At 39.7% G+C, this 25,831-nt stretch carries 24 protein-coding genes; 13 read left to right on the top strand and 11 right to left on the bottom strand.

Annotation, left to right across the window (positions count from 1 at the left end):
- Positions 1-52: 52 nt before the first annotated feature.
- From PARC_RS12360 to PARC_RS12335, 6 genes are read right to left on the bottom strand one after another with little or no spacing between them, the layout of a single operon-like run.
- Positions 53-1,711, bottom strand: coding sequence for a BatD family protein (locus PARC_RS12360; RefSeq protein ID WP_010554653.1), 1,659 nt, complete (start codon positions 1,709-1,711; stop codon positions 53-55).
- The gene (locus tag PARC_RS12355) at positions 1,705-3,645 is read right to left on the bottom strand and encodes a VWA domain-containing protein (RefSeq protein WP_010554654.1); all 1,941 of its coding nucleotides are present in this window, start codon (positions 3,643-3,645) and stop codon (positions 1,705-1,707) included. Before PARC_RS12355 ends, PARC_RS12360 begins: the two co-directional genes overlap by 7 nt.
- Positions 3,645-4,631: a vWA domain-containing protein gene (locus PARC_RS12350; protein ID WP_010554655.1), complete on the bottom strand. Its 987-nt coding sequence runs from the start codon at positions 4,629-4,631 to the stop codon at positions 3,645-3,647. The genes PARC_RS12355 and PARC_RS12350 overlap by 1 nt, the downstream gene beginning before the upstream one ends.
- Positions 4,624-5,058, bottom strand: coding sequence for a DUF4381 domain-containing protein (locus PARC_RS12345; protein WP_004335624.1), 435 nt, complete (start codon positions 5,056-5,058; stop codon positions 4,624-4,626). The genes PARC_RS12350 and PARC_RS12345 overlap by 8 nt, the downstream gene beginning before the upstream one ends.
- A gap of 2 nt (positions 5,059-5,060) precedes the next feature.
- Positions 5,061-6,005, bottom strand: a complete 945-nt coding sequence (locus PARC_RS12340) for a DUF58 domain-containing protein (protein ID WP_010554656.1) — start codon at positions 6,003-6,005, stop codon at positions 5,061-5,063.
- Between the two features lie 3 nt (positions 6,006-6,008).
- On the bottom strand, positions 6,009-6,965 hold the full coding sequence (locus tag PARC_RS12335) for an AAA family ATPase (protein WP_004335627.1): 957 nt from the start codon (positions 6,963-6,965) through the stop codon (positions 6,009-6,011).
- Positions 6,966-7,271: 306 nt separating this feature from the next.
- Between PARC_RS12335 and fadI the strand changes: the two genes are divergently transcribed.
- The 3 genes from fadI (at position 7,272) to PARC_RS12320 (ending at position 11,372) form a co-directional block, all read left to right on the top strand.
- Complete coding sequence (fadI, locus tag PARC_RS12330; RefSeq protein ID WP_004335629.1) at positions 7,272-8,582, top strand: acetyl-CoA C-acyltransferase FadI; 1,311 nt, start codon at positions 7,272-7,274, stop codon at positions 8,580-8,582.
- Positions 8,582-10,789 (top strand): fatty acid oxidation complex subunit alpha FadJ, encoded by a 2,208-nt coding sequence (gene fadJ, locus PARC_RS12325; RefSeq protein ID WP_010554657.1) that lies wholly within the window; start codon positions 8,582-8,584, stop codon positions 10,787-10,789. The genes fadI and fadJ overlap by 1 nt, the downstream gene beginning before the upstream one ends.
- A gap of 73 nt (positions 10,790-10,862) precedes the next feature.
- Positions 10,863-11,372 (top strand): GNAT family N-acetyltransferase, encoded by a 510-nt coding sequence (locus PARC_RS12320; RefSeq protein ID WP_010554658.1) that lies wholly within the window; start codon positions 10,863-10,865, stop codon positions 11,370-11,372.
- A gap of 36 nt (positions 11,373-11,408) precedes the next feature.
- Here PARC_RS12320 and PARC_RS12315 read toward each other — a convergent pair whose 3' ends face one another.
- Complete coding sequence (locus tag PARC_RS12315) at positions 11,409-11,795, bottom strand: MmcQ/YjbR family DNA-binding protein (RefSeq protein WP_007580596.1); 387 nt, start codon at positions 11,793-11,795, stop codon at positions 11,409-11,411.
- Positions 11,796-11,989: 194 nt separating this feature from the next.
- Here PARC_RS12315 and efpL point away from each other — a divergent pair, with 194 nt between their 5' ends.
- Complete coding sequence (gene efpL, locus PARC_RS12310) at positions 11,990-12,562, top strand: elongation factor P-like protein EfpL (protein WP_007580599.1); 573 nt, start codon at positions 11,990-11,992, stop codon at positions 12,560-12,562.
- A 352-nt stretch (positions 12,563-12,914) separates the two neighbouring features.
- On the top strand, positions 12,915-13,109 hold the full coding sequence (locus PARC_RS21790; protein ID WP_010554659.1) for a hypothetical protein: 195 nt from the start codon (positions 12,915-12,917) through the stop codon (positions 13,107-13,109).
- Here PARC_RS21790 and PARC_RS12300 read toward each other — a convergent pair.
- Both PARC_RS12300 and PARC_RS12295 read right to left on the bottom strand, forming a co-directional pair.
- Complete coding sequence (locus PARC_RS12300) at positions 13,106-15,358, bottom strand: sensor domain-containing protein (RefSeq protein WP_010554660.1); 2,253 nt, start codon at positions 15,356-15,358, stop codon at positions 13,106-13,108. The two genes, PARC_RS21790 and PARC_RS12300, sit on opposite strands and share 4 nt — an antisense overlap.
- Before the next feature lie 54 nt (positions 15,359-15,412).
- Entirely contained in the window at positions 15,413-18,136 is a 2,724-nt protein-coding gene (locus PARC_RS12295; RefSeq protein WP_010554661.1) for an insulinase family protein, read from the bottom strand.
- A 192-nt stretch (positions 18,137-18,328) separates the two neighbouring features.
- On the opposite strand from PARC_RS12295, the gene sixA reads away from it, so the two are divergent.
- The 3 genes from sixA to PARC_RS12280 are packed head-to-tail and all read left to right on the top strand — an operon-like array spanning position 18,329 to position 19,923.
- Positions 18,329-18,799: a phosphohistidine phosphatase SixA gene (gene sixA / locus PARC_RS12290; RefSeq protein ID WP_007580608.1), complete on the top strand. Its 471-nt coding sequence runs from the start codon at positions 18,329-18,331 to the stop codon at positions 18,797-18,799.
- A 24-nt stretch (positions 18,800-18,823) separates the two neighbouring features.
- A complete protein-coding gene (locus tag PARC_RS12285; protein WP_010554663.1) occupies positions 18,824-19,177 on the top strand; it encodes a RidA family protein in 354 nt (117 codons plus the stop codon).
- Between the two features lie 8 nt (positions 19,178-19,185).
- Entirely contained in the window at positions 19,186-19,923 is a 738-nt protein-coding gene (locus PARC_RS12280) for an SDR family oxidoreductase (RefSeq protein WP_010554664.1), read from the top strand.
- A 1-nt stretch (position 19,924) separates the two neighbouring features.
- Here the strand turns inward: PARC_RS12280 and PARC_RS12275 are convergent, their stop codons facing one another.
- Together PARC_RS12275 and smrB are read right to left on the bottom strand one after the other, a co-directional pair.
- A complete protein-coding gene (locus PARC_RS12275) occupies positions 19,925-20,854 on the bottom strand; it encodes an AEC family transporter (protein WP_010554665.1) in 930 nt (309 codons plus the stop codon).
- A gap of 27 nt (positions 20,855-20,881) precedes the next feature.
- Complete coding sequence (gene smrB, locus PARC_RS12270; RefSeq protein WP_007377742.1) at positions 20,882-21,439, bottom strand: endonuclease SmrB; 558 nt, start codon at positions 21,437-21,439, stop codon at positions 20,882-20,884.
- 152 nt (positions 21,440-21,591) lie between these two features.
- On the opposite strand from smrB, the gene prmB reads away from it, so the two are divergent.
- The 5 genes from prmB (at position 21,592) to PARC_RS12245 (ending at position 25,464) form a co-directional block, all read left to right on the top strand.
- A complete protein-coding gene (gene prmB, locus PARC_RS12265) occupies positions 21,592-22,527 on the top strand; it encodes a 50S ribosomal protein L3 N(5)-glutamine methyltransferase (protein WP_007377743.1) in 936 nt (311 codons plus the stop codon).
- Between the two features lie 64 nt (positions 22,528-22,591).
- Positions 22,592-23,689 (top strand): chorismate synthase, encoded by a 1,098-nt coding sequence (gene aroC, locus PARC_RS12260; protein WP_008138551.1) that lies wholly within the window; start codon positions 22,592-22,594, stop codon positions 23,687-23,689.
- A 119-nt stretch (positions 23,690-23,808) separates the two neighbouring features.
- The gene (locus PARC_RS12255) at positions 23,809-24,186 is read left to right on the top strand and encodes a DUF4112 domain-containing protein (protein ID WP_010554666.1); all 378 of its coding nucleotides are present in this window, start codon (positions 23,809-23,811) and stop codon (positions 24,184-24,186) included.
- A 106-nt stretch (positions 24,187-24,292) separates the two neighbouring features.
- Entirely contained in the window at positions 24,293-24,940 is a 648-nt protein-coding gene (locus tag PARC_RS12250) for a glutathione S-transferase family protein (RefSeq protein ID WP_033012811.1), read from the top strand.
- 62 nt (positions 24,941-25,002) lie between these two features.
- Positions 25,003-25,464 (top strand): zinc-ribbon domain containing protein, encoded by a 462-nt coding sequence (locus PARC_RS12245; RefSeq protein ID WP_010554668.1) that lies wholly within the window; start codon positions 25,003-25,005, stop codon positions 25,462-25,464.
- The last annotated feature ends 367 nt before the right edge of the window (positions 25,465-25,831 follow it).

Genomic DNA, 25,831 nt, shown 5'->3' with positions numbered 1-25,831 from the left:
TTTAATTAAAAATTATTATTTATTGCAAAAAAAGACCTGAGTATCGTAGTTATTAATCATAAAGGTCTTTTAATACAGCTTGTTGCGACTTTGATGCTTGAGTTTGATAGTTCTCAAGAATTTTAATAATAGCATTAAGATCCGTGTTTGCGCCTTTATTACTATAAAGTTGTGCCTGCAATTGGCTAATGAGGCCATTAAGCTCGCTGCTCTTTACGCGATAGCAAAGCTCATCAATAGCGCCAACATTTTTGTGAGTCACCTTTACAGAAAAACTATTTAATGCGGTGTAAAAAGCTTTCACATCGTTCGTTTTAGCGAGCGTTTTAAGCTCATTTAAGCTCGGCTGAGAAATATCACGGTTGTTTGGTTGTAATTTCTCAGTCGTATTTTTAGTAGAACGGGTCATTAAGTAAAAAATTACAGTACCAATCCATAAAATATACCCTAAAGCGGCAACAACTATTAACCAAAGAGGAGTATCACTTTTAGTTTCAATACGTTGTGTGCCTGTCGCTTCATTCGAAATATTTTCAATAGCAGGTAAATTGTTTGGGTTTGATTGTGGGTTTGCCACAGCGGTATTAGGTGCGGTACTACTTGGCGTTACCGTTATAGTGCGCTTTGGTAATGTAGCTACGCTAATACGGTTCATTTTAGTATTAAACCAAGGCAGCTGTATTTCAGGTAAAGTGTAAGTACCTGGTTTTTGCGGCAGTAATGCATACGATGCAGTTTGCTGCGATACAACGCGTCCGTCACGTACTGCATTGTTATTTTCTTTTTTATCAGGGTAGCTGCGTATGCCATCAATGGTAGGCATAGAGATTTCAGGTAATTGCTCTTTTGTAACCCCAAGCGCAGTAAGTGTAATAGTACGTGTTATAGGCGTACCTACTTCTACGGTGTTGTCGTTAGGTTGCCATTCTTCATCAAGACTAACTAGCTCGCTTGGTAACCATGCACCTTTATAGTCACTCGGAATTGGTTTGATTTCTACTTGCTGATCGTCGCCAAGAGCTGACACTTCTAACTGACGATAATTTTGTTGTACTCGTCCTTGAAAAGCGGGGCCTGCAATAGTGTACGCACCGCTTTTTTGTGGCTGAATCAAATACTCGCGAGTAATAACAAGGTAGCGTTTACCATCAACAAGCTCATAGCTTTCAGTTTGTTTACCCAATTGGGTTAGCTGAGCATCTTCCATATTTGGTGTGCTTAAGCTGCCATCAAGCAGCTCTTTCGCAAGGTAAAGCTTAATAGTGTAAACACCGGCTTCTTGCACAAATAATGAATTACTTGAGAGCGACGTTTTTAAAAATATTTCGTTATTTTTATCTGCATCAACTGAGCGTTTTGCCACTTTTAATTTAATAGGCTGTGAGGTTAACCCTGCAACGCTAAATGCCGGAATAGTGTAATCGCCCTCTGCACGGGTCATTAATTTAACTGACCACGTGGTTTGTTTATTAATGCTGCCATTAATAATGTTGGTACGAGAACTTAAGCTTGTTGGGCCTACCACAAAGTCTTTTAACAGCGATGAGGTGTCTGGTTGCTCGCCTTTAACTGTATCGTCTACGGATATATTAAGCATAAAAAATTCACCCGCTAAAACAGGGTTTTTATCTACGCTGGCTTCTAATTTGGTGGCAGCCCACGAAGGCATCGCACTTAATAGCAATAAACAGCAAAATAATCGCATTACCATGATTTTTCGACTCCTGTAGGGCGACGTTTATATTGTCTTTTTTGGGCTTCTAATTGCATTTTATTCCGTAATAAAATAGCCGGATCGTCCGGGACTTTTCTAAGTAGTTGATTAAGCTGTTGTGCTTTTTCTTTTTCTTCATTAGTGAGCTCACTTGCTTGGGCTTGCATAGCTTGTTGCTGAGCATTTTGTTTTTGCTCATCAGTAGCAGGTTGCTCATTCATTGCTTGTGGCTTACTTTGTTGCTGCTCGTCTTTAGGTTGGTCAGCGTCTTTATTTTGCCCTTGCTCACTTTGTGGCTGAGCTTGCATATCAGGTTCATTTTGCTTGTCTGATTGCTCGCCAGGCTCACCTTGTTGATCTTTTGATTGTTCAGACTCTTTATCTGATTCTTTATCAGATTTTTCATCGTTTGAGCTTTGACTTTCGTTTTCGCCTTTTTCAGAATCGCTTTTATCACCATTTTGTTGCTGATCCTGTTTTGACTCATCAGAATTTTGCCCTTGGTTTTGCTCATCTTTTTTCTGGCTATCATCTTGGTCTTGAGAGTCGTCGCCGTCGCTTTGCTGATCTTGCTGGTTTTGTTGCTCTTGTTGATTGAGTAATTGTTCAACTAAAGCTTGGTTGTCAGTTGCTTGTGTAAAGTCGTCTTGTAAGGTTTGGGCTTGTTTGTAGGCTTCAATGGCGTCCTCAAGCTTGCCAGCTTTGGCAAGGGCATTACCGTAGTTGTATAAACCGGTAGCCGACTTATCATTACTAAACTCATTAAGTGCAGCATCAAAATTACCTTGCTGGTAAAGCGCCGCGCCTTTTAACTCACTCGATTGCGCCTGTGTTGCTGCATCGTATTCTTTATTTTTGTAAGCCTCTAATGCACGTTGATCTGCATTTTGCAAAAGAGTAGGAAGCTCTACGGCATACGCATTTTGCTGCGGTAAAAAGCTAAAGGCTAAAAAAGCCCCCAGCAAGGCAGCGCGTCTAAATAAATACAAGCCAAATGGCAGTAATAACAAGAGTCCGTATATACCTGCATCTATTCGCCAAAGTGCGTGGCTTTGTTTTTCGTCTTTCAATAATTCACTTTGTGCATTTGGGGCAAACGTATTTATGTCGTTATTACTAGGCTGGTAACTAGCAAATTTACCACCACTGCTCGATGCTAAATTTTTAAGCTGACTGGCATTGAGAGTAGGTACTACAATTTGGCCGTATCTGTCTTTCAAAAAACCACCTTCAGGTAACTTAATTGGAGCGCCTTGAGCGGTACCTACGCCATATATATTTAATCTATATTGGGTGTTACTGGTAAAGCTACTCACGTCGCTTTGTTCTTGCTGGTCAATACCGTCGGTCACTAAAATAATGTCGCCATCAATATAACCCGCTTGTGTTAATAGCTCTTTGGCCATATCAAGACCGGCTAAAACGTTTGAGCCTTTGTCTGGCATTATTTCAGGGCTTAAGCTTGGAATTAAATTACTAAGTGTTGTGGCGTCGTTTGTTAGTGGCGATATTATATAGGCCGTGCCTGCGTAAGCTACAAGCGCGGTATCACCTTCTTTAAACAGCTCAATCATATCAAGCGCTTTAAAGCGTGATTGCATTAAACGATTTGGTAAAATATCGGTGCTATACATTGAGTACGACATATCCATAACAATTACACGGGCACTTTTACTTTGAAATACAGGAGCTTGTTTTTTCTCAAAGCTAGGCCCAGCACTAAATAAAATGCCAAGGCTGCAAAACAAAGCAACTAACCAAAGTGGCTGGCTGGCTTTAGTGTTTGCTTCGCTCATTATAAATTGTGCTAAATGCGGTGCAATTAGCTGCTCACTAGTCGTTTTTTTATGCTTAATTAAGGCGACAAAAAATAATGCCACAGCAGGTATGAGTAACCATAAAAGAGCGGGGCGAATAAATTCAAAATCCATTAGTTTGGCTCCTTTAATGCACGCAGTGTACTCAGCATTACTTTTAAGCTAATAAGTAAAATAGCGATAAGTAACGGGTAGTAAAATAATGAGCTTTGTGGGCGGAATGTTTGTTCATCAGCGCTAATAGGTTCAAGTTTATCAAGCTCTGCGTAAATTTGTTGAAGGGCTGCTACATCTTTGGCTCTAAAGTATAATCCGCCAGTTTGCTCGGCAATCTTTTTAAGTAAGCTTTCATCTAAACTACTGCCACTAGAGCCACCCATGTTAAAGAGGCTAAAGCCGCGTGGATTATCTGAGCCAACGCCAATGGTGTACACTTTAATACCTTCCTCGCGAGCTAGCAGCAGAGCATCTTCTGGGTTTAAATTGCCCGCGGTGTTTTGTCCGTCGGTTAATAGCACCACAATACGGTTACTCTCATCTTTATTGGCAAAGCGTTTTACCGAAAGACCCAATGCATCACCAATGGCTGTTGCGCGTCCCACTAAACCAATTTGCGCTTCACTGAGCATTTTACTTACTGTTTTAACGTCGCGCGTGAGCGGGGTTTGTAAAAATGCGGTGTCGCCAAATAATATCAGCCCAAGCCTGTCGCCTTGACGCTGCTCTATAAAATCACTGAGTACGGCTTTTACCATGGTAAGGCGGTCAACATATTGGCCATTGTAAGCCATGTCTTGTTCGGTCATTGAGCCTGACAAGTCAACCGCTAACATTATATCGCGCCCTTCATTTGGTAATGAGATTGGCTCATCTAACCATGTTGGATTGGCAGCGGCAGTAACAAGTAATAACCAAATTACCCACTCGAAAGGATTTAAACGTCGTGCGTGTGGCTCAATGCTTTGACTGGTTAAATTGTGCTTTGCAAAACTGGGTATACGTAAACGCGTACTGGCATTACTTGCTGCGGGTTTTAATAGTAAAAGTAATAAAGGTAAGGGTATTAATAAAAATAACCATGGCCAGCTAAATTCAAACATTTACTGACTCCTTTATTTTAAATTGCTTAATACCTTGGCGAAATTTTTCGCACAGTGTTGTATCTTTTTGGCTGGGGTTATACAAGCTTAGTATTTCTTGTTCTGTAAAGCTCAAACCGGTAAGCGTATTAAGTGTTGTGCACCATTTAGAGGTAGATTGCGCAGCAAGGCGCTTGTCGTAATATTCAATCACTAAACGTTTTAAAATAATATGCAGTTGCTGAGGATTTTGCTCACTTTGGCTCAATTGTATTGCGTAGCGTTTAGGCTTTTTAAATTTATGTTTTTTGTAAAATATATAAATAGCTGCGCACAGTGCTAAAAACAGCAGTGCAATAATAACCCACCAAGCAGGGGCGAGTGGCCACCAATTAACTTGGCTTGGCGCTATTATATCGTGCAGGCCATCGAGTGGATTGGTTTGCATGGTTATTTTCTCACTAATTGCAGCTCAAGCGGTGTTGCTGCATTGAATGATATTAAATTAAGACCCGATTTAGTTAAGCGATTAAAGCGCGTACTAAATGCTTGCTCAGCATTTTTAGCAAAGCGTTCTCTAAAGCTGTTATCCATTAATGGTAGGGCAAAGTCTTGACCATTTGCATTAACGGTGACTGCTTGCTTAAACGCAGGTAACTGATGCTCAAATGGATCGCTTATGTGGCAACCAATCAGCTCGCAGTGGCGGCTTAATATTTCGAGTTGCTTAAAGCTGGCATCATCCAGAGCATTAAAATCAGACACTAAATACACTAAGCTGCCTGGTTTTGCTAAATGGTTAAGGCGCTTTAGGTTATCGCTAAAGTTGTTAGGGGCTGTTTTATCAATGTTGTTGAGTGCTTGCTGGTGGTTGTCGCATAAATTATGACAAAGCTTAAGGACTGCTTTTTCACGGGCGCTGGGCTTTAGCTCCAAATGCGAGTGCTGATTAAACACAATACCGCCAATTCTATCGCCGCGCTGACACGCCGACCATGCAACAAGAGCGCTTATATGCGCAGCTTGCACCGACTTTAATAGTAACTTTGAACCAAACAGCATTGAGTTAGAAAAATCAGTAAATACAAACACAGGGCGCTCTTTTTCTTCTTGAAAGAGCTTTGTGTGAGTCTCGCCGGTACGCGCAGTAACTCGCCAATCTATAGAGCGAATATCGTCACCTTGCTGATAATGTCGGACTTCGGCAAATTCCATTCCTCGGCCTTTGTGCGGTGCAAGGTATTGCCCTGTTAAGGTATTTTTTATTTTTACCTTAGGGGCAAGTTCAAGCAATTGCGCTTTGGCTTTGTAATACATCAGCTCTTTGAGTGCTAAATTAACACCGTGGCTATGGCTCTGTTTGAGCCATGCTTGGGATTCTAATTGTTTTTGCATAACTTATGGTACGGCTACAAGTTCAACTATACGGCTTATTACTTGATCTTTAGTAATGCCATCGGCTTGGGCTTCGTAACTTAAAATAATGCGATGACGCAGTACGTTATGCACAACAGCTTGAATATCATCAGGTGCTACAAAGTCACGGCCTTGAAGCCATGCATGAGCACGAGCACATTTATCAAGTGCTATTGTTGCACGCGGACTTGCACCAAACTCAATCCAGCTACCTAGTTGCGCATCTAATTTAGCGCCTTCACGGGTGGCAATAATAAGTTGTACTAAATATTGCTCAAGCGGCTCTGCTAAATAAAGGCCTAATATTTCTTTACGAGCTGCAAATAAATCGCTTTGACTAATTTTTTGCATTACTGGTTGTTGCTCGTTAAGCGCTTCGCCACGTGTTAAACGTAGTATATCAAGCTCATGCTCAGCGCCAGGGTAGCCAATACTTAGGTGCAGTAAAAAGCGATCCAGCTGGGCTTCTGGTAACGGGTAAGTCCCTTCTTGCTCTAGCGGGTTTTGTGTTGCCATAACTAAAAATAGTTCGCTAAGCGGATAAGTGTTTTTACCCACGGTCACTTGTCGCTCTGCCATGGCTTCTAATAGTGCTGATTGTACTTTGGCTGGTGCACGGTTAATTTCGTCAGCTAAAATTAGGTTGTGAAAAAGAGGGCCTTTTTCAAATACAAACTCGCTAGTTTGTTGGCGATAAATATCGGTACCTGTTACATCAGCCGGTAATAAGTCTGGCGTAAACTGTACGCGCTGAAACGATCCTTCAATACCTTTAGCAAGTGCATTAACTGCACGTGTTTTTGCAAGCCCAGGAGGGCCTTCTACTAATAAGTGACCATCAGCTAAAATAGCAATAAGTAGCGCTTGTGTAAGCTCTGGCTGGCCAATGATTTGTGTATCTAAGTACGTTTTTAATTGTGAAAATGCGTTAGCTGCCATAATAAGTGGACTGTCCTCGTCAGCTGGGTTTGTACCTAATAGTGTTAGGTGATAAATACTGACCTATTTATAAGGTTTATAATTGGGTAACTCAAGAGTTAGACTGTATTTTTTAAAATAGTTCGTTATTTTTTAACGATTTTTAGCGTACCACAAAACTTTGTAAATGCGTCTAAAAAAGCCTATTGTGATAGTCGTAATTAAACACTATTTATATAAATTTGTGTTTATCTATTGGCTTTAGTACACGGGTTGTTTAGAATCGAGGAAAACAAACAGGTCAGACCTGTCAGCGGGAGAGCATAAATGTCTGAGCAAAACATACTAAAAACACCAAAGGGCGACCGTATTGCCATAGTTAGCGGCTTACGTACACCTTTTGCAAAGCAAGCAACAGCGTTTCACCATGTACCTGCACTTGATATGGGTAAATTGGTGGTTAACGAAATGCTTGAACGATTAAATTTCAACAAGTCAGAAATTGATCAACTTGTATTTGGTCAAGTAGTACAAATGCCAGAAGCGCCAAATATTGCACGTGAAATTGTATTGGGCACAGGTATGCCGGTATCGGTCGATGCATATTCTGTATCGCGCGCATGTGCTACCAGCTTTCAGGCTATTGCTAATGTAGCTGAGTCTATTATGGCGGGATCTGTAAGTGTAGGTATTGCAGGCGGCGCAGATTCGTCATCAGTACTGCCAATTGGTGTTAGTAAAAAGCTAGCAGGCAGCTTAGTTGATTTAAATAAAGCGCGTACGCTTGGTCAACGCTTAAAAATATTTTCAAAACTGCGTTTAAAAGATTTATTACCAGTGCCTCCTGCAGTTGCAGAGTACTCAACAGGCCTTTCAATGGGGCAAACTGCTGAGCAAATGGCTAAAACACATAATATTAGCCGTGAAGATCAAGATGCGTTAGCGCATCGTTCTCACTCACTTGCAACGCAAGCATGGGCTGATGGAAAGTTAAAAGATGAAGTAATGACGGCGCATTTACCGCCATATAAAAGCTTTATTTCAGAAGATAACAACATTCGTAAAAACTCAACGGTTGAAGGCTACGCCAAGCTTAAACCTGTTTTTGACCGTCAGCACGGTACTGTTACTGCCGCAAATGCCACACCATTAACTGATGGTGCAGCGGCCGTACTTATGATGAGCGAAAGCAAAGCAAAAGCACTTGGTTACGAAATACTAGGTTACGTACGTAGCTTTGCATTTTCGGCAATTGGCGTAGAAAAAGACATGTTAATGGGCCCAGCTCATTCAACGCCTATTGCACTGGATAGAGCGGGTATTACGCTTGCTGATTTAGATTTAATTGAAATGCACGAAGCGTTTGCATCGCAAACACTTGCCAATATGAAAATGTTTGCTTCAGACAAATTTGCACAAGAGCATTTAGGTCGCAGCAAAGCAATTGGCGAAATTAACATGGATAAGTTTAACGTTAACGGCGGCTCTTTAGCATATGGTCACCCATTTGCAGCGACAGGTGCACGCTTAATTACGCAAAGCTTACACGAGCTTAAACGTCGTGGTGGCGGTTTAGCATTAACAACAGCGTGTGCTGCTGGTGGTTTAGGTGCAGCCTTTGTATTGGAGAGCGCGTAATGACAGATTCAGTATTTAATTTAGCGGTAGATGAAAATAAAATTGCCGTGGTAACGATTGATGTGCCGGGCGAGAAAATGAATACCCTGCGCAGTAGTTTTGCCGATGATTTAAAAGCATTACTAGAAGACGCTAAGTCGCAAAATGTAAAAGGCATGGTATTTATAAGCGGAAAAAGCGATAACTTTATTGCTGGCGCCGATGTGAAAATGCTCGATAGTGTTCAAAAGCGTGAAGATGCTTTAGCTATTAGCGAGCTATGTCATCAAGCGTTTTTTGATATGACAAAACTGCCATACACAACAGTAAGTGCGATTCATGGCGCTGCATTAGGCGGTGGTTTAGAGTTTGCTTTAGCATGTGATTACCGTGTTGGTACCGACAGTGATTTAACAAAAATTGGCTTACCAGAAGTGCAACTTGGTTTACTTCCTGGTGGCGGCGGCACCCAACGCTTAACTAAAATTGTTGGTATTCAAAAAGCACTAGAGTGGATGCTAACAGGTAAACAGATTCGCCCTAAGCAAGCTAAAAAAGCAGGTGTGCTTGATGACTGTGTACCGCACAGTGTGCTGCTAAAAGTTGCAAAAGAATTTGCGACTAAGAAAAAGCCACAAGCAAAAGAGCCAAAGCTCGACAATATTAGTAAATTACTAGAGTCAAACCCGTTTGGTCGTAACTTTATCTTTAAAAAAGCAAAAGAAAACGTACTTAAAAAAACGGGCGGGCACTACCCAGCACCACTAGCTATTATTAAAGCAGTGCGAGCTAGTGTAGAGCTTGATGAGCTAAAAGCGTATAAAACAGAAGCTGAAAGCTTTGCAACACTTGTAATGAGTGACGAATCGAAAGCGCTTCGCGGTATTTTCTTTGCAACCACTGAAATGAAAAAAGAGTGGCGCAATGATGACGCACCCGCAATAAGCAAAACTGCTGTTTTAGGTGGTGGACTAATGGGCGCAGGCATTGCGCACGTAAGTGCTGTTAAAGCTAAAGTACCGGTACGTATTAAAGATGTAGCAGAGCAGGGCATTAGTAATGCAATGAGCTACACCTATAAAATTTTAGACAAGCGCCTTAAGCGTCGTATTATGTCTAAAGCTGATGTGCAGTTAACGATGAACCGTATTACAGGTACAACTGACTACAGTGGCTTTAAACACATTGATTTAGTAATAGAAGCGGTGTTTGAAGATCTTGCACTTAAGCAAGGTATGGTTGCAGACGTAGAGCAGCAATGCCAAGCAAATACAATTTTTGCAAGTAACACGTCATCATTACCAATATCGCAAATTGCAGCGCAGGCAGCACGTCCTGAAAATGTAATTGGCTTGCATTACTTTTCACCAGTGGAAAAAATGCCATTAGTGGAAATTATTCCACACGAAGGTACGTCTCAAGAGACCATTGCCCGCGTTGTTAACTTTGCACGTAAGCAAGGTAAAACGCCAATTGTTGTAAAAGACATGGCCGGTTTTTACGTCAACCGTATTTTAGCGCCTTACTTAAACGAAGCTGCTAATTTGATGCTTGCAGGCGAGCCAATTGAAAAGATTGATGCAGCGCTTGTTGAGTTCGGTTTTCCGGTAGGCCCGCTGGCTCTACTTGATGAAGTAGGTATTGATATTGGCTCTAAAATTGCCCCAATTCTTGAAAAAGAATTAGGCGAGCGTTTTAAAGGCCCTGATGCATTTATGCGTATGATTGATTCAAAACGCCTTGGCCGTAAGTCTGGTCGTGGTTTTTATGAATACGATAAAAAAGGCAAAAAGGTTGATGAGTCAGTTTACGAACTATTGGGTGTTACCCCGGCTCCACGTTTAAACAAGAGCGAAATTGCTAAGCGTTGTGTATCGCAAATGCTTAACGAAGCAGTACGCTGTTTAGATGATGGCATTATTGCCAGCCCACGTGATGGCGACATTGGTGCAATATTTGGTATTGGTTTTCCACCATTTTTAGGTGGCCCGTTTAGCTATATGGATAAATTAGGCGCAAGTAAAATAAGCTCTGATATGTCTACATTAGCTAACAGCGATGCTAACTTTGCACCATGTGAATCACTGGTAACTATGGCAAGCTCTGGTGCTACTTTTTATAACGCAACACATGTTGAGGTTGTAGCTCCTGAAGTACAAAGCACTGAGTCACAAGAGCAAAGTGTAACTGAGCCTGAAGTTATTAAAGAGATTGAAACGAAAGAATAAAGTTTCTGCTATCTAAAAAAACCGCATTTAAATGCGGTTTTTTTATAGTTTTTATAAATAAATGAGGAGCTTAATGACATTATTTACACAAAGATTGAGCATGTACCAAATGGAAGAATCTGATTGGCCTCTTTTTCTAGCGCTTCATCGCGATCCTCAAGTCCTTAAGTTTTGTTTTGATATGCCAATGGAGTCACTGGTAAGAAACCGCTTTGAGATACGCTTGCCTAAGTGGAATGCTAAATCACGTCATCCCCTGTGTTTACTCATTATTAATAATCAAACAAAACAACCTGTGGGTGTTACAGGTTTTGCCTATGACGGAGAAACCGCGGAGCTTGGTTATTTATTACTGCCAGAGTATTTTAATAAAGGCTACGCGACAGAATCCCTAAGAGCTGTGATTGACTGGGCTTGGAAAGAATGTGGTATTAGGCAGTTTAAAGCAGTCGTAACGCGTGGCAATATTGGTTCTGAAAAGGTGCTTGGTAAGTGCGGTTTAACCCATACAGATACACTTTTTAAAGTGCATACAATAGGTGAAAAGTTATATGACGATTTAATTTATACGCTTAAGGTGTAGGGTTTTAATGGGCTAGTAGCCTAGCCCAAAAAGTGTTTACAAGTGAAGTGAAATAGCTTTTCGGTCTTTTTCTGGCATGTTTTCTACGACTAAATTAAATGAGTTATCAATCATTCTCTCAATTTCACCTTGTGGAATTGTGCCGTCTAAAATTACTGTGTTCCATAAGCGTTTATTCATATGGTAACCAGGGATCACTGCCGGGAAAATATCACGCAATGATATTGCTTCATCAGGATCGCACTTTAAGTTAAGCCACCAAATAACCTCACCATCATCATTAGTTTGACCGTCATTGCCAATAGCAAGAGTCGCAAACATTTTATGATTCACTTTATATACATCAACCTCTTGCGCAAATGGTTTTGTAACCTGAACAAGTGGTTTTTTAACTAAATACTCATGTACTTTTTTCTGGTCCATGATCCATTCCTTGAAGTCATACTCGGTAAAGCTACCATAGCAGTTTTTTTCACATTTGATTATATGTATTTTAGTATAAATTAAAATTTTACAAGCTAATACAACATGTAGCGTAAAACCAACGTAATTTTAGTTGAACAAAATCCAGTTCGTGGTATGTTTCTGGCAATCAAAAAAATAATAGGAATTCACACATGCCAAAGGCGAGTGATGTTAAAAAAGGTACTGCTATTGACTTCAATGGCCGCGTTTTAGTTGTAAAAGATATTGTGCGCTCTGTGCCGCAAGGTCGTGCTGGTGGTAGTTTATACCGTATGCGTTTATACGATGTGGTAACCGGTGGTAAAGTTGACGAAACATTCAAAGACAGTGACATGCTAACGCTGGCTGATTTAACACGCCGTGAAGTAATGCTATCGTACATTGATGGTGACGAGTATGTGTTCATGGATAATGAAGATTACACGCCTTATAACTTAAGCAAAGATGCTATTAGCGAAGAAATTTTATTTGTTAATGAAGAAACACAAGGCGTACACGTAATTGTTATTGATGGCGCGCCAGTAGGGCTTGATTTACCGTCAAGTGTTGAACTTGTTGTTGAAGAAACAGACCCATCTATCAAAGGTGCATCTGCGAGTGCTCGTTCAAAACCTGCACGTATGTCTACTGGCTTAAATATTTCTGTGCCAGAGCATATTTCAACAGGTGACCGTATCCGTATTAATACTGTTGAACACAAATTTATGGGTCGTGCTGAAAAGTAACTTGTAATACCAACCTGCATAAATCTTTGATCAATTTAACGAATTAAATTGCACTATAACGTCGTTAAAAGTTTTTTATTTACGACTGCATGGATGCAGGAGGTAGAGCAATGCAGGGAGCAATTGCCGAGAACAACTAGATATAAAAACTTTTGCCTAGTTCTAGCGTAATTTTCTTAACGTTAAATAGACCCCATATATAAGCAGATTGGTATAAATTATAATTTTAAAAGCCGAATCTGTGTTTAACAGATTCGGCTTTTTTGTGCACGCGGGGGATTTGTTGCTTTAAATTTAATCACGTTAGCGTTAGAATAAGTGCCGTATTTTTGAGCAACTTTAAAGGGTAATTTTGTTTATAGTTTTACTAAGCAGTATATTTATAGCTTTAATGTATTTAGAAGCCATTAAAAAAGGTATGCCAATTAAGCGATGGCTTATTTTAGGCGGTTTACTTGGGCCTGTGGCCTGGTGCTTATTTAATCTACATTATCGTCGTGCTTTAGTTAGAAATGTAGGTATAAATGCGTGTATATGGCGCCCTTAATTTATCGACGCCACATTTTTATTTTTTCTAATTAAGCTTGGGGCTGCTTTAGTGTGTTGCTGCTTTAAAAAATCAGTAAATTCACTTTTTGATAGTGGCTTAGAATAGTAATAACCTTGTACTGTTTCGCAATTAAGCTTTTTAAGTATATCAATTTGATGAGCTTGTTCTACACCTTCAGCAACTACATGCAAATCAAGGTTATGCGCAATAGTGACTATTGAGTCGACCATATTACGCCCACGTTCGTTGGTCATGTCATCTATAAATGCTTTATCTACTTTAAGTGTATTAAGCGGAAATTGCTTTAAATACGCTAATGATGAATAACCAGTACCAAAATCATCCATTGCTAAATGAATACCTCGGGCACTTAACGAACGCATAATTGCAATGGCTTCTTTAGGGTCGTCCATTACAGTACCTTCTGTTATTTCAAGCTCTAAAAAGTAAGAAGGTAATTCGTTTTTTTGCAAAATAACGTCAATACGAGAAGTTAAATCGGGGAGGCTAAATTGCTTTGCTGATAAGTTGACAGCTACTCGGCCGCTAAATAAACCGCTATCTAGCCATTCTTTTACGTCTCTGCAGGCTTTGTTTAATACAACTTCGCCAATTTCAATTATTTGGCCCGTTTCCTCGGCTATGGGTATAAAAACGCCTGGGCTAATAATGCCCTTTTTGGGTGTAATAAAGCGCACTAATGCTTCCATTCCGGTTAGCTTGCCTGTTCGAATATTCATTTTTGGTTGATAGTACACTTCAAAATGATCTTCTTTTAAACCAAAGCGCATAAGGTTTTCTATTTGCAGTCGTTTAACGGCTTGACGGTTCATCGTGTCGTTAAAAAATAGGTAGCTATTACCTTTCTTTTTAGCATGATACATCGCGGTATCTGCATTTTTTAGGAGCAGTTCAGGCGTATTACCGTCTTCTGGAAATAATACAATGCCTACACTTGAGGTGATTGCCAGTTCGTGGCCAGCCATTTTAAATGGTGTAGCAATGGCTGCTAAAAACTGTTTTGCCATACGTGTAATTACATGTATGTCGTTAGTGTCAGACATTACAAGAGCAAACTCATCGCCGCCTAAACGATAAAATACATCATTTTCGCGGGTTAGTTTATTTAAGCGCATTGCTAGTTTAGCTAACAAGCTGTCACCTAGTTGATGCCCTAACGAGTCATTTATTTTTTTAAAGTTATCTAAATCGAATACAAGCAAGGCGTGATGCGAGTTGAGCTTTACTAGCTTTTGCAAATCAGTAAAAAATAAATTTCGGTTAGGCAGACTAGTTGTGCGATCTCGATTCGATAAATTATGTAACTGCGATTCGGCTTTTTTACGCTCTGTTAAATCTGAATAAACAACGACATAATTAGTTATTTGATTTTGATCGTTTTTAATTTCATCTATCGATATTTCTATAGGCAATAAAACACGCTCACTATTACGAAGCTTCACTTCTTGTTGGATATGTTCGCGCTCTTTTACTATTTCAATAATTCTGTTTGTGTAGCTTGGTTCATACCCAGATAGGTTGAAATCTTTTCCTAAGTATTGCTCGCGTACGCCACCAAACAAGGTTAAAAAACTCGGGTTTATATCAACCAGTTTAAAGTTTTTATCGTAAATTGCTAAGGCGTCAGTGAGTGATTCAACACATTTAGCAAAAAGGTTTAAGCGCTCTTCCGTTGATTTTAACTGTGATATATCGCGAACAGTACCTGTCATTCTAAGGGGTGATAAGTTGGCGTCTTTTTCAATTATTTTTCCGCGATCGAGTACCCAATGCCAACGACCAAATGTATCTTTGATTCGGTAGGTGGCTTCAAAAAAAGCAGATTGCTCTGCAAAGTGTACTTTTAACAAGTGCTCAACGTTATTAATATCGTGAGGGTGAATAAGGCCTTTGTTTGGCGGAAACCCCATTAAGGTAGTCGAATCCATTAAGTACTTATCGTTAATACGAATAACTTCGCCTGTTTTTATGTTCCAGTCCCAAAGTGTATCGCCGCTACCTTCTACAGTACTTTTAAGGCGTTTTTCCGAAAGGCGGAGTTGGCGGCGTGAGCGTCTAAGTTTGTGGATTACAAATAACAGATAGGGCAAAGCAAGCGCTATAATGGCGCTTGCTAGTATAAGTATATTGTCGGAGTTGTAATTAAATGATGACTCAAAGGCAAAAAGCTCAAATGAGTAAGCAAGTACTACAAGCATGCTTAGTTTTATTATTATTTTTATCATTTTTTTATTACTTCTAATTTACAAATGATAATTTAAAACAAGCTAAACCTAGTGTCAAAGAGATTGAGAGTAAACGGGCATATTTTGAGATTTATTGACTTTTGCCGAGCTTAAAAGCTCATATCTTGGTCTATTATCATCAAATAGGCTTAGTGCATAAACTTTTAGTTCTTTTAGGGTTAGCGCATTTAAGGCATCTAAAAGTCGTTGTTGCATATGAAATTCATGATCTCTGTTACCAATAGCAAGCCATAACCGTTGTGAGCGTAGGCGCAGGTTTTTATCTTTTTCTGCAATATGAGTACTAAGGCCGTGTTTTTGCTGTTGCCAATCGTTTTCATCAAGTGCATCAATGTTATCAAGGTAGTTTTTAATAAAACGGTTATGTCGATGCAATAAAGTTTTTGCATCAAACTTAGGTGACTGCACATAAAATGCTATACCAGCACGCGTATTAAATGGTGCATAACCTGCGCCTACTAAGTAGCCAAGTTGCTGTGTAGTTCGTAATTCATTAAAGTAATCTTGATTAATTAAATGATTTAACGCCATCATTTTTACTTTTTCGGCCACGCAATCCGTTTGCGCTTGATAGTAAATAACCATTGCATGGTCGTTACAAGGAAGCTCTAACTCGTAGCGAGTTACTTTTTTAATTTCAAAAAGAGGGCGTCTTAAATCTTCAATTATGGTTGCGTTTTTTAAGTGATTTGCGACCTTTTTTTGAAAGGCTATTGCATCACTTTGCTGCCAGTTACCATGTAAAAATGATTCAACATGTAGTGCTTTAAAAAAGTCTGTTCTGAACTCATTAAATTGCTGAAAACAGGTGTTTTTTAATGCCGATGCAAGCTCCCCAGGTTGTGGGTTCCAAGGCATTATTTTTGCGCCTAAAATGCTAAATAACTCACTGACTGGTTTGTTTTGGTTGCTATTGCGCCAATGCCTTACAAGCTGTTTTTTATATTCAGCAAAGCGTTTTGCACAGATCTCTACATTAAATAAAGCATCTATTAATTGATCAACAAGCTCTAACTGGCTAGATGAAAGCCCCGCGGTATGTAGAGTTAATCCACCTTGATGCGAGGTTAAGTGGTAGCTAAGTCCCGCAAGTTCTGCTGGATAAAATTGCTCGCCCACACTATCCATAAATAAATCTGTAAATAAGCGGGTGAGTGCCATATGTTTTACATCTTTTACGGCAAAATCAGAATCCATGGCCAAATAAAAATGGCCTTTAGCAACACGAAATGTGTTGTCTTGTTTAAACCAAAAGTCAAAACCGGGTTCTTTTACTAATAACTCGGGTTTTGTTTGTGGTTTTACGACATCAAATAACACCACTTCTTTTGTTAAATAAGGATTAGCTGTAGGTAGCAGCATTTCGCTCAACGGCTTATTTATCTCGCTAAGGGCATCAAGCCAACTAGGTGAAATATGTTCTACTTTATATGGTGTGTTGTACCATGCCGTTTTATGTTCAGGCTCTACATCTGGATGTATAAGTACGATGCGCATATTATGTGGCGTTAACCACTGCATGGCCATTTCGTGGGTCGCTTTTTTAAAGCCTTCCATTAAATAGTCGCCTTGCACGTAGTTTGCTTCATCGTAATGCTGCATATTAATGCTTAAATTACTGACCCAATCAATCAGGCGTGACTTTTCTTGGTTATCGAATGCTATTTGTAATAGATTTTTTTTATCTTGGTATAAGCGTGGCAATTTTTCGGTGTTATCGTTAATTAAGCAAATGTATTCAAACACCATTTCAATAATGTCTTCGAAGTATTCAATACCTTCATCGGTAAGCGCTAAGCTAATATTAAAATCTTTAAAGTTGCTGCCATTAATACCACCGCCAGCAGAAAGTGCATTGATCCAGCCTTGCTCTTTTAAAATAGAATAAAGAGAACCAGCGCCTTCATAGCCAAGTAAGTGGGCAATAAAACTTACTGTTTTATGGCGATAAAAGTCGTCAATATTAGGCATAGCAAAACTTATAATAAGTTTTTGCATATGCTTATGTGGCTCAATATGGAGTATTTTTCCTATGTCTTGTTTGCGATAAAGTGGCTCACTGATCTCTGGCTTTTTAAGGTTTTTGTTGCCGTTAATTGCGCCAAAGTAAGTTTGAGTCCAGCTTTGTAGTGTATCTAGTGTTTCGTTTGCGCAAATAACTAAAGTCATCCACTGAGCTTGGTACTGGCTATTAAAAAAGTCACGAAGCTCATCACTAATACAGCGCTCTCTGTCAGCTAAGGTTTGTAGGTTTCCTACAGAAAATTTAGCAAATGGATGAGCTGGATTTACCGTTTCTTTATGGGCTTGATAAATACGGCGACCGTCGTCTTTTATTTTTAGTTTAAACTCGGCTTCAATTGCGTTACGTTCTTTTTCTGTTTCGGCTGAATTTAAAAGTGGCGCAATAAAAAAACGGCTAAATTGGGTAAGTGCTTGTTCAAATTCTTGATTGTTAATATCAAAAAAGTAACAGGTATGCTCAGTGCCGGTCCACGCATTGGTGTTGCCGCCAGCTTGCGAAACAAAATTATTAAAACTGCCTGAATCTGGGTATTGGTCAGTGCCTAAAAAAAGCATGTGCTCTAAAAAGTGTGCTAGGCCTTGCCTATCAAGAGGGTCGTCAAAATGTCCGGCGTTAACTGCCATTGATGCTGCCGCTTTTGTAGAATCTTTATCTTGCACTAATAGTACTTTTAGACCATTGTCCAGTGTAAAGGCGCGGTATGCTCTGTTATCATTGCGGCTGATATTCAAATGATGCTCCTGAAACTAAACGTTTACTTGTTAACAACAGATGATGGCTTCAGGAAAGCGAAGTACAGCTTAAAGATTTACCTGAATCTCATGAAAGAACTATTTTAGAAATAAATAGATTTATATTGTTAATATAGCTGACAAACGGGCAAACTGGCTACTGTTTTATATTCTTTAATCGGTTGATTTTTTATGAAAACAATCCTAATAATGCGCCACGGCGAAGCAACACCCATGCAGGCTGATGATGCAGGTAGAAATTTAACCCAAGCAGGGCATGATGAAGCTGAAAAAATGGGCCTTTGGCTCAGTAAAGCACATTACCCTGATGCACTGTTAGTTAGTCCTTACATTCGAGCACAGCAAACAGCTGCAGGTGTGGCTAAAAATAACGTATTTAAATTTAGCGAAACCACGTCTGATATAATTCCCGAAGGCAAACCTCAAATTGCTGCTGACTACATCGAAACACTTATTGCTACGCACCCCCAATGCAATACATGGCTTATAGTGGCACACATGCCTATTGTAAGTTACTTAGTGGACCAATTAAGCCCTGGCAATATGCCCATTTTTAATACGGGTGCTGTTGCTGTTATTAGTTACGATGAGCAAACCCAGCGTAGTAGTTATTTAAGTATAAATGCCCCAGAAAACGTTTAAATATAAATAATTGAGTAAAGTAAAATGACAATAGAACGTTTACAAACAGGTGCGCGCATGAGCCGCATTGTAAAACATAACGGCACTGTGTATTTATGTGGGCAGGTATGCGCCGACGCGCAAAAAGATATCAAAGAACAAACTCAAACTATGCTTGATAAAGTAGAGGCATTGCTTGATGAAGCGGGAAGTTCAAAAGAACATATGCTTAGCGCGACTATTTATGTAAAGAGCATGGAATACTTTGCTGATATGAATGCAGTATGGGATGCGTGGGTAACCGAGGGTTGTGCACCAGCACGTGCCTGCGTAGAAGCTAAAATGGCACGTGATGCACTGCTTGTTGAAATTTCAGTCGTTGCAGCTTTAAAAGAATAATAGCTTTAATGACTCGCTCCCCCGTTGTACTCATCACTGGCTCTAGTCGAGGTATTGGCGCAGCTACCGCATTATATTTTGCAAAGCATGGTTATGATGTTTGCATTAATTATAAAGCTGATTTAGCTAGTGCGAAGCTAGTAGCCGATCAAGTAAGAAGCTTTAGCGTTAGAGCTCAAGTTATAAAAGCAGATGTATCGAAAGAGGCAGATGTTTTGGCGTTGTTTGATTTTATTGATAAAGAATTTAGCCAACTTGATGTACTAATAAATAACGCCGGTATTTTAAAACCACAAATGCCTTTGTTAGAAATGAGTGCTGAGCGCATAAACGAAGTTTTGACTACAAATATTACCAGTGCTTTTTTATGTAGCCGTGAGGCAATAAAGCGAATGGGAAATGGCGGTAGTATTGTTAATGTATCATCGGGGGCCGCTAAAACGGGCTCTCCTAATGAGTACATTGATTATGCAGCATCTAAAGGTGCAATGGACACATTTACTATTGGCTTGGCAAAAGAGGTGGCAGGTAAAGGCATTCGAGTTAACTCGGTTAGACCTGGGCTTATTTACACTGATATGCATAGCGATGGTGGCGAAAAAAATCGAGTCGATCGTCTTAAAAGTAAACTACCCCTTGGCAGAGGCGGTACACCCGAAGAGGTTGCTGCAGCAATTTACTTTTTAGCTTCAGAGCACGCTTCTTTTACAACGGGTAGCTTTGTTGATGTAGCCGGCGGTTTGTAAGCTAAAGTAGTAAAGCTAGCCAAAACGTAAAGCTAATAACACTTAAGATAGTAGAAAGTACGACAGCCCCAGCAAGAGTAGCTTCATGCTGCTTTATTTGAGTCGCAATAAGATAAGCATTTACGCCAACAGGGGACGCACTTAAAAGTACCAATACATTAAGTATTTGCGTGTCTAGCTTAAATACATAGGTGCCTACCAATAAAACTAGCGCAGGCAATAAAAATATTTTTAAAATTGATGCTATTAACGCGGGTTGCCAATTTGCTGCTATTTTATAAAAAGCTAAATTTGCACCAAGTACAAATAGCGCACAGGCAATTGCTGGTTTAGCTAATAGCTCCAAACTATTTGCTAAGTCGGTGAACAGTGTTACTCCTAATATGTTTAATATAAGCCCGCACCCAATACTCAGTACTATTGGATTTAACACCATACTTTTCCCAAAATGCGACCACGAAAATTTATCGCTACTGCCTTTAGCGCCTATTAAAAAAGTAAGTGCAAATAACAATGTGCTATGAAAAGTAATGATCATAAACGCAATGGCTATCATCTCTTTGCCAAGCGATGCAATAACAATAGGAATACCCACTAACACCATATTTGAATAGCTAGAAGCAAGTCCAAAGACGCCGTGTTGTTGGTAATTTTTTAAATACTTTTTATTTAAATAAAAGCGATCAATTAAAATACCCACCCCAAACACGCTCAGAACGGGTATGTAAAAACTCAAAAATGCAAAAAGGCTAATGCTTTGCTGTAAGTTAATTTGCGACATATTTAACAATAAAAAAGCAGGCAAACTAATATAAAAAGTAAATTTACTTAAGCCTGCAATATGCTGCTTTTCGAAAAATTTTAATCGGCAACAGCTATAACCAAACGCAACAATAAAAATGAGCGGAAAAATAATTGAAAAAATATGCACGTAGTTACATCCTAGTAATAGCTATAGTTAGCGTCTAAATTCATCACTTTGCGGTAAATTAATTAGTATGAGTACAGCGCCTCTACCACCATATTCGAGAGGGGCTTGGTGCATCGCTATTACGTCAGGGTGCTGTACTAAGTACTGAGGCACTTTGTGCTTTAGTACGCCGCCGCCAATACCGTGCACTACACATGCACAATAGTAATGCTGCTTTTTACATTCGTGAATGAGTCCAGCGAGTTCATCTTTAGCAAGTTCTTTATTTAAGCCATGTAAATCTAGCGTCAAATCGGGTGCAAAGTCACCACGGCGAAGCTGTTTAGCTAGGAAGGTATCTTGGCCTGGTTTTACATATTTAACCGTGCCGTGGGTGTCTATATCGGGAATATAAACGTCTGAGAAGAAAAATTCAGATTGAGCCTGCTTTTTTTGCTGGGCAAATTGCTTAGCTTGTGACACCTTAGGCTTTGTATCAAAACGATGAGTATCTTGTTTAAATACTTTGGCGCCTGTGATCGTTTGACGAAATAAGCTTATGTCGTCATTGCTTAGGGACGAATGTGATGGAGTGTCTTTTTTCATAACTATTACCTAAACAAAAAAACGTAAAAACGCAGCGCAAAAGGCGGTACAATACTTAAATGAGGGGCAATTGTAATTTGCCCAGCGCAGATAGGCAATGCAATCGTCTTAAAGACTCAAAACAGTCAGTAAGCTAATACAGGTAAAAATATATGAGCGATTTACAAATAGAAGAAGCAACACTCGAAGAAGCCGTTGCAGAACTGTCAACTTTACATGACTGGTTACGTTGGACTACAAGCCAATTTGCAAGTAGTAGTATATTTTTTGGACACGGTACAGATAACGCATGGGATGAAGCTGTAAGCTTATTACTGCCTGCGCTTAGCTTGCCTGTTGATGCGCCAAAAGAATTAATGCACGCGCGTTTAACAAGCACAGAAAAAAACCGACTTGCGGGTCTTATTGCAGAACGTATTAACGACTGCACACCAGTACCTTACTTAACAAACATTGCATGGTTTGCGGGTATGCCATTTTATGTGGATGAACGTGTACTTATACCTCGCTCACCGTTTGCTGAGCTTATCAGCAACCGCTTTACACCCTGGCTTGAAGAGCCACAATCGGTTAACCGTATATTAGATTTATGTACAGGTTCGGGTTGTATCGCAATTGCACTTGCGCAAGCTTTTGAGCAGGCACAAGTTGATGCGGTAGATATATCGTATGAAGCGCTTGAAGTGACAGACATTAACATTAACGATTACATGTTAAGTGATCGTGTGTTACCCATTCAGTCTGATGTATTTAGCGGTGTACCAGGTCAAAAATACGACCTAATAGTAGCAAACCCACCATATGTTGATGCAGAAGATATGGCTGACTTACCACGTGAATTTCATCATGAACCAGAGCTTGGGCTTGCATCAGGCCACGATGGTTTAGATGTAACCCGTACTATTTTAAGTGAAGCGAGTGAACACCTAACTGATAACGGTTTGTTATTTGTAGAAGTTGGTAACTCTATGGTACATATGGATGCACTGTATCCGGGCGCGCCGTTTGAATGGATTGAATTTGAACAAGGCGGCTTAGGTGTATTTGTAATTAGCAAAAAGCAGCTAGATGAGTATTTTGCAAAATAAGTAAAAAATGAATAGCCAAGCCGTGTGCTTGGCTATTGGTAGTCATTAGGAATGAGGAAAGTTAATGGCAGGTAATAGCATTGGACAGTTATTTAAAGTGTCCACCTTTGGTGAGAGCCACGGCGTTGCGTTAGGCGGCGTTGTTGATGGTACTCCCGCAGGTCTTGAAATCACAGAGGCCGACTTACAAATTGATTTAGATCGCCGAAAACCAGGCCAAAGCCGTTATACAACGCAGCGCCGTGAAAGCGATCAAATAAAAATATTAGCAGGCGTTTTTGAAGGTAAAACCACAGGTACTAGCATTGGTTTATTAATTGAAAACACCGATCAACGTTCGCAAGATTACGGCAAAATTAAAGATGTATTTCGCCCAGGTCATGGCGATTACACGTATTGGCATAAGTACGGCCTGCGCGATTATCGTGGTGGCGGCCGTTCGTCTGCACGTGAAACCGCAATACGCGTAGCGGCAGGCGCTATCGCTAAAAAATACTTAAAGCAATTTCATGGTATTGAAGTTAAAGCATGCTTAAGCCAGCTAGGTCCTATTAAGGCGGAAACGTTTGATTGGGACGAAGTTGAAAATAACTTATTCTTCTTCCCTGATGCAAGTAAGCTTGAAGCGCTTGACGAATATATGCGTGACCTTAAAAAGCAAGGTGACTCAGTTGGCGCTAAAGTAAAAGTAGTGGCAAGCAATGTACCTGTTGGTCTTGGTGAGCCAGTATTTGACCGCCTTGATGCCGAGCTTGCACACTCATTAATGAGTATTAATGCAGTTAAAGGCGTTGAAATTGGTGATGGCTTTGACGTAGTTGAGCAAAAAGGCTCTGAGCATCGCGACGAGCTAACCCCTGAAGGTTTTACATCAAACCATGCAGGTGGCGTACTTGCGGGTATTTCGACAGGGCAAGATATTATTGCTTCTATTGCGCTAAAACCAACGTCGAGTATTACCATCCCAGGTAACAGCATTAATACAAGCAACGAAGCGGTTGAGATGATCACCAAAGGTCGTCACGATCCGTGTGTTGGCATTCGTGCAATCCCGATTGCTGAGGCAATGATGGCTATTACATTAATGGATCATTTACTGCGCCAACGCGGACAAAATCCACATGTAAACCACGAACACGGGCCAATTAACGGCTCTGTGTAAGTATTTATAATTATAAAAAACGCGGACTACCGCGTTTTTTTATGTCTGTAATTTAGTTTAAAGCCTTTCAGGAGTTGTTCAAGTAGGCCCTATATACTGCAAGAAGGAGGGTAGTAATCATGAACGATAATATTAATGAACACTCACAAATGAAAGCCCAAGCTGCAATAGCCCGCTTAGAGCGATTCAGTAAGTTAACTGATAGCAGCATTGGTATTCCTTTTACTAAATTTAATATAGGTTTGGAGGCTGTGATTGGTTTAATTCCCGTTATAGGTGATGCCGCAGGGCTAATTTTATCAAGTTATGTGCTGATAGAAGCCCAGCGTTTAGGTGTGAGTAAACGTATAAAAACTAAGATGATTATCAATATGCTCATAGACTTTGTGGGCGGTTTAGTGCCATTTTTTGGCGATGTTTTTGATGCTTTTTTTAAAGCTAACACGCGTAATACACAACTATTAAAAAAGCATTTAAACAAGCAGTTGAGTGAGTAATTAATAGCTCTAAGTAACAGTTAGCAAAGAGACTTTAAACAAAATGTTGTTGGTTGTTAAATCACCTAGTATGGTAGGAGCGTCTATTCACTTTGGTATCTACAATATGCAATTATTTATCGGTAATAAAAACTACTCTAGCTGGTCATTACGCGCATGGTATTTAATGAGTAAATTTGATGTTGAGTTTAGTGAAACCCAGCTGGTACTCGACACCCCTGATTTTTACAATGAACTAAAAAAGACCTTTGCTGTGCAAAAAGTTCCAGCGTTAATTGATGGCGATTTACAGGTATGGGATTCACTAGCAATTTGTGAATATATTAACGATGCTTACTTATCGGGCGCTGCATGGCCAAAATATATTACCCAAAGAGCTAAAGCGCGTGCGCTAAGCGCTGAAATGCATTCAGGCTTTATGGCGCTGCGCAGCGAAATGCCAATGAATATAAGAGCTACCCGTAAAGTAGACCTATCGAGCGAAGCATTAAAAGACATAGCCCGTATAGACGAGATATTTGCACAGCAACAAGATGTGTTTCCAAATGAGTGGTTTTTTGGTGATTTTAGTATTGCTGATGCTATGTACGTACCTATTGTATTGCGTTTAAAAACCTATCAAATTATGTTATCGCCAGAGGCGCAACAATATTGTGACTTTGTTATGCGCTGCCCAGTATTGCAAGCATGGATCACTCAGGCATTAACCGAGACCGATATTGTAGAGTGTGATGAAGCAGGAACGCCTGTATAATTATTGTTTTCTTATATGGCATGTTTTATACCTTAAAATCATAAGTTTAAACTAGGCAGCTCATGTATCTAAATCACCCAAGGTATGGCAATACACCAATAACTACCAATACCCCAGTGACAATAGAGGCGATAGAGAATGCGCACTGGCGTTACTCGAGCCTTAAATACTTCCCTAATACGGTAATATTGGCTGATATAAAAAAGCAAAACTATGCCATTTATCCTCGGGCACTTTATGTTGATATTGAAGAGAAGTGCGGGACTTGCTCTAAGGCATTTATTTTTTTTGCTCAAGAGCAGCAATATTGGTTTGAAACGTTAAGATTTTGGGTCGATTCACACTGTACTCATTGCTTTGAATGCCGTAGACATGCCAGATATATACTAACTCTACGTAAACGGTACGATATGTTAACTAGCTTAGCCAATAAAACCTCAGGTGAAAAAACACAGCGTAAAGAACTTGGTAATACTCTTTACTGTTTAGGTATTATTAAAAATATCAATAAAGTGAAAGATTAGTCTGCTTATATTTACTATCACGCCTTATTGTTACTTTAGTTGTAAAAGCCCATACAATTCGTCTCGTTTTTTAGTGCGGAAAATAACTGATCTCATTTCTATTTTTTACAAAACCATAACACAACGCTTAATAAGGTGATGTCTTTTTCAAATCGAATAGACTCAAATACTGAATAAAAATAAGCTAAAACAGCTAAATAAAAAATATATTAATATAAATTCAATCTTGAAGAATAGACTATGGTTTTCTCTCTCTCGTAATGCTAATGTTAATTAAGTTCTGTTTTTTATTATTAAATAAACCAGTGCTTTATAATTATACAAAGAATTACTCTTTAAATAAGAAATTGATTGGTATAAAACTATT

This window comes from Pseudoalteromonas arctica A 37-1-2 (genome assembly GCF_000238395.3).
GTDB lineage: Bacteria > Pseudomonadota > Gammaproteobacteria > Enterobacterales > Alteromonadaceae > Pseudoalteromonas > Pseudoalteromonas arctica.
The sequence above is the reverse complement of the archived record's forward strand: the minus strand, read 5'-3'. Positions and strand labels throughout refer to the sequence as shown.

Coding starts and splice junctions, on each gene's coding strand:
- PARC_RS12315 (WP_007580596.1), bottom strand. CDS start 11,795: ATGGACCAGAAAAAAGTACATGAGTATTTAGTTAAAAAACCACTTGTT.
- PARC_RS12300 (WP_010554660.1), bottom strand. CDS start 15,358: ATGATAAAAATAATAATAAAACTAAGCATGCTTGTAGTACTTGCTTAC.
- PARC_RS12285 (WP_010554663.1), top strand. CDS start 18,824: ATGACAATAGAACGTTTACAAACAGGTGCGCGCATGAGCCGCATTGTA.
- sixA (WP_007580608.1), top strand. CDS start 18,329: ATGAAAACAATCCTAATAATGCGCCACGGCGAAGCAACACCCATGCAG.
- efpL (WP_007580599.1), top strand. CDS start 11,990: ATGCCAAAGGCGAGTGATGTTAAAAAAGGTACTGCTATTGACTTCAAT.
- PARC_RS12360 (WP_010554653.1), bottom strand. CDS start 1,711: ATGGTAATGCGATTATTTTGCTGTTTATTGCTATTAAGTGCGATGCCT.
- PARC_RS12245 (WP_010554668.1), top strand. CDS start 25,003: ATGTATCTAAATCACCCAAGGTATGGCAATACACCAATAACTACCAAT.
- PARC_RS12355 (WP_010554654.1), bottom strand. CDS start 3,645: ATGGATTTTGAATTTATTCGCCCCGCTCTTTTATGGTTACTCATACCT.
- PARC_RS12345 (WP_004335624.1), bottom strand. CDS start 5,058: ATGCAAACCAATCCACTCGATGGCCTGCACGATATAATAGCGCCAAGC.
- PARC_RS12250 (WP_033012811.1), top strand. CDS start 24,293: ATGCAATTATTTATCGGTAATAAAAACTACTCTAGCTGGTCATTACGC.
- PARC_RS12255 (WP_010554666.1), top strand. CDS start 23,809: ATGAACGATAATATTAATGAACACTCACAAATGAAAGCCCAAGCTGCA.
- PARC_RS12350 (WP_010554655.1), bottom strand. CDS start 4,631: ATGTTTGAATTTAGCTGGCCATGGTTATTTTTATTAATACCCTTACCT.
- PARC_RS12340 (WP_010554656.1), bottom strand. CDS start 6,005: ATGCAAAAACAATTAGAATCCCAAGCATGGCTCAAACAGAGCCATAGC.
- fadI (WP_004335629.1), top strand. CDS start 7,272: ATGTCTGAGCAAAACATACTAAAAACACCAAAGGGCGACCGTATTGCC.
- smrB (WP_007377742.1), bottom strand. CDS start 21,439: ATGAAAAAAGACACTCCATCACATTCGTCCCTAAGCAATGACGACATA.
- PARC_RS12280 (WP_010554664.1), top strand. CDS start 19,186: ATGACTCGCTCCCCCGTTGTACTCATCACTGGCTCTAGTCGAGGTATT.
- fadJ (WP_010554657.1), top strand. CDS start 8,582: ATGACAGATTCAGTATTTAATTTAGCGGTAGATGAAAATAAAATTGCC.
- prmB (WP_007377743.1), top strand. CDS start 21,592: ATGAGCGATTTACAAATAGAAGAAGCAACACTCGAAGAAGCCGTTGCA.
- PARC_RS12335 (WP_004335627.1), bottom strand. CDS start 6,965: ATGGCAGCTAACGCATTTTCACAATTAAAAACGTACTTAGATACACAA.
- aroC (WP_008138551.1), top strand. CDS start 22,592: ATGGCAGGTAATAGCATTGGACAGTTATTTAAAGTGTCCACCTTTGGT.
- PARC_RS12320 (WP_010554658.1), top strand. CDS start 10,863: ATGACATTATTTACACAAAGATTGAGCATGTACCAAATGGAAGAATCT.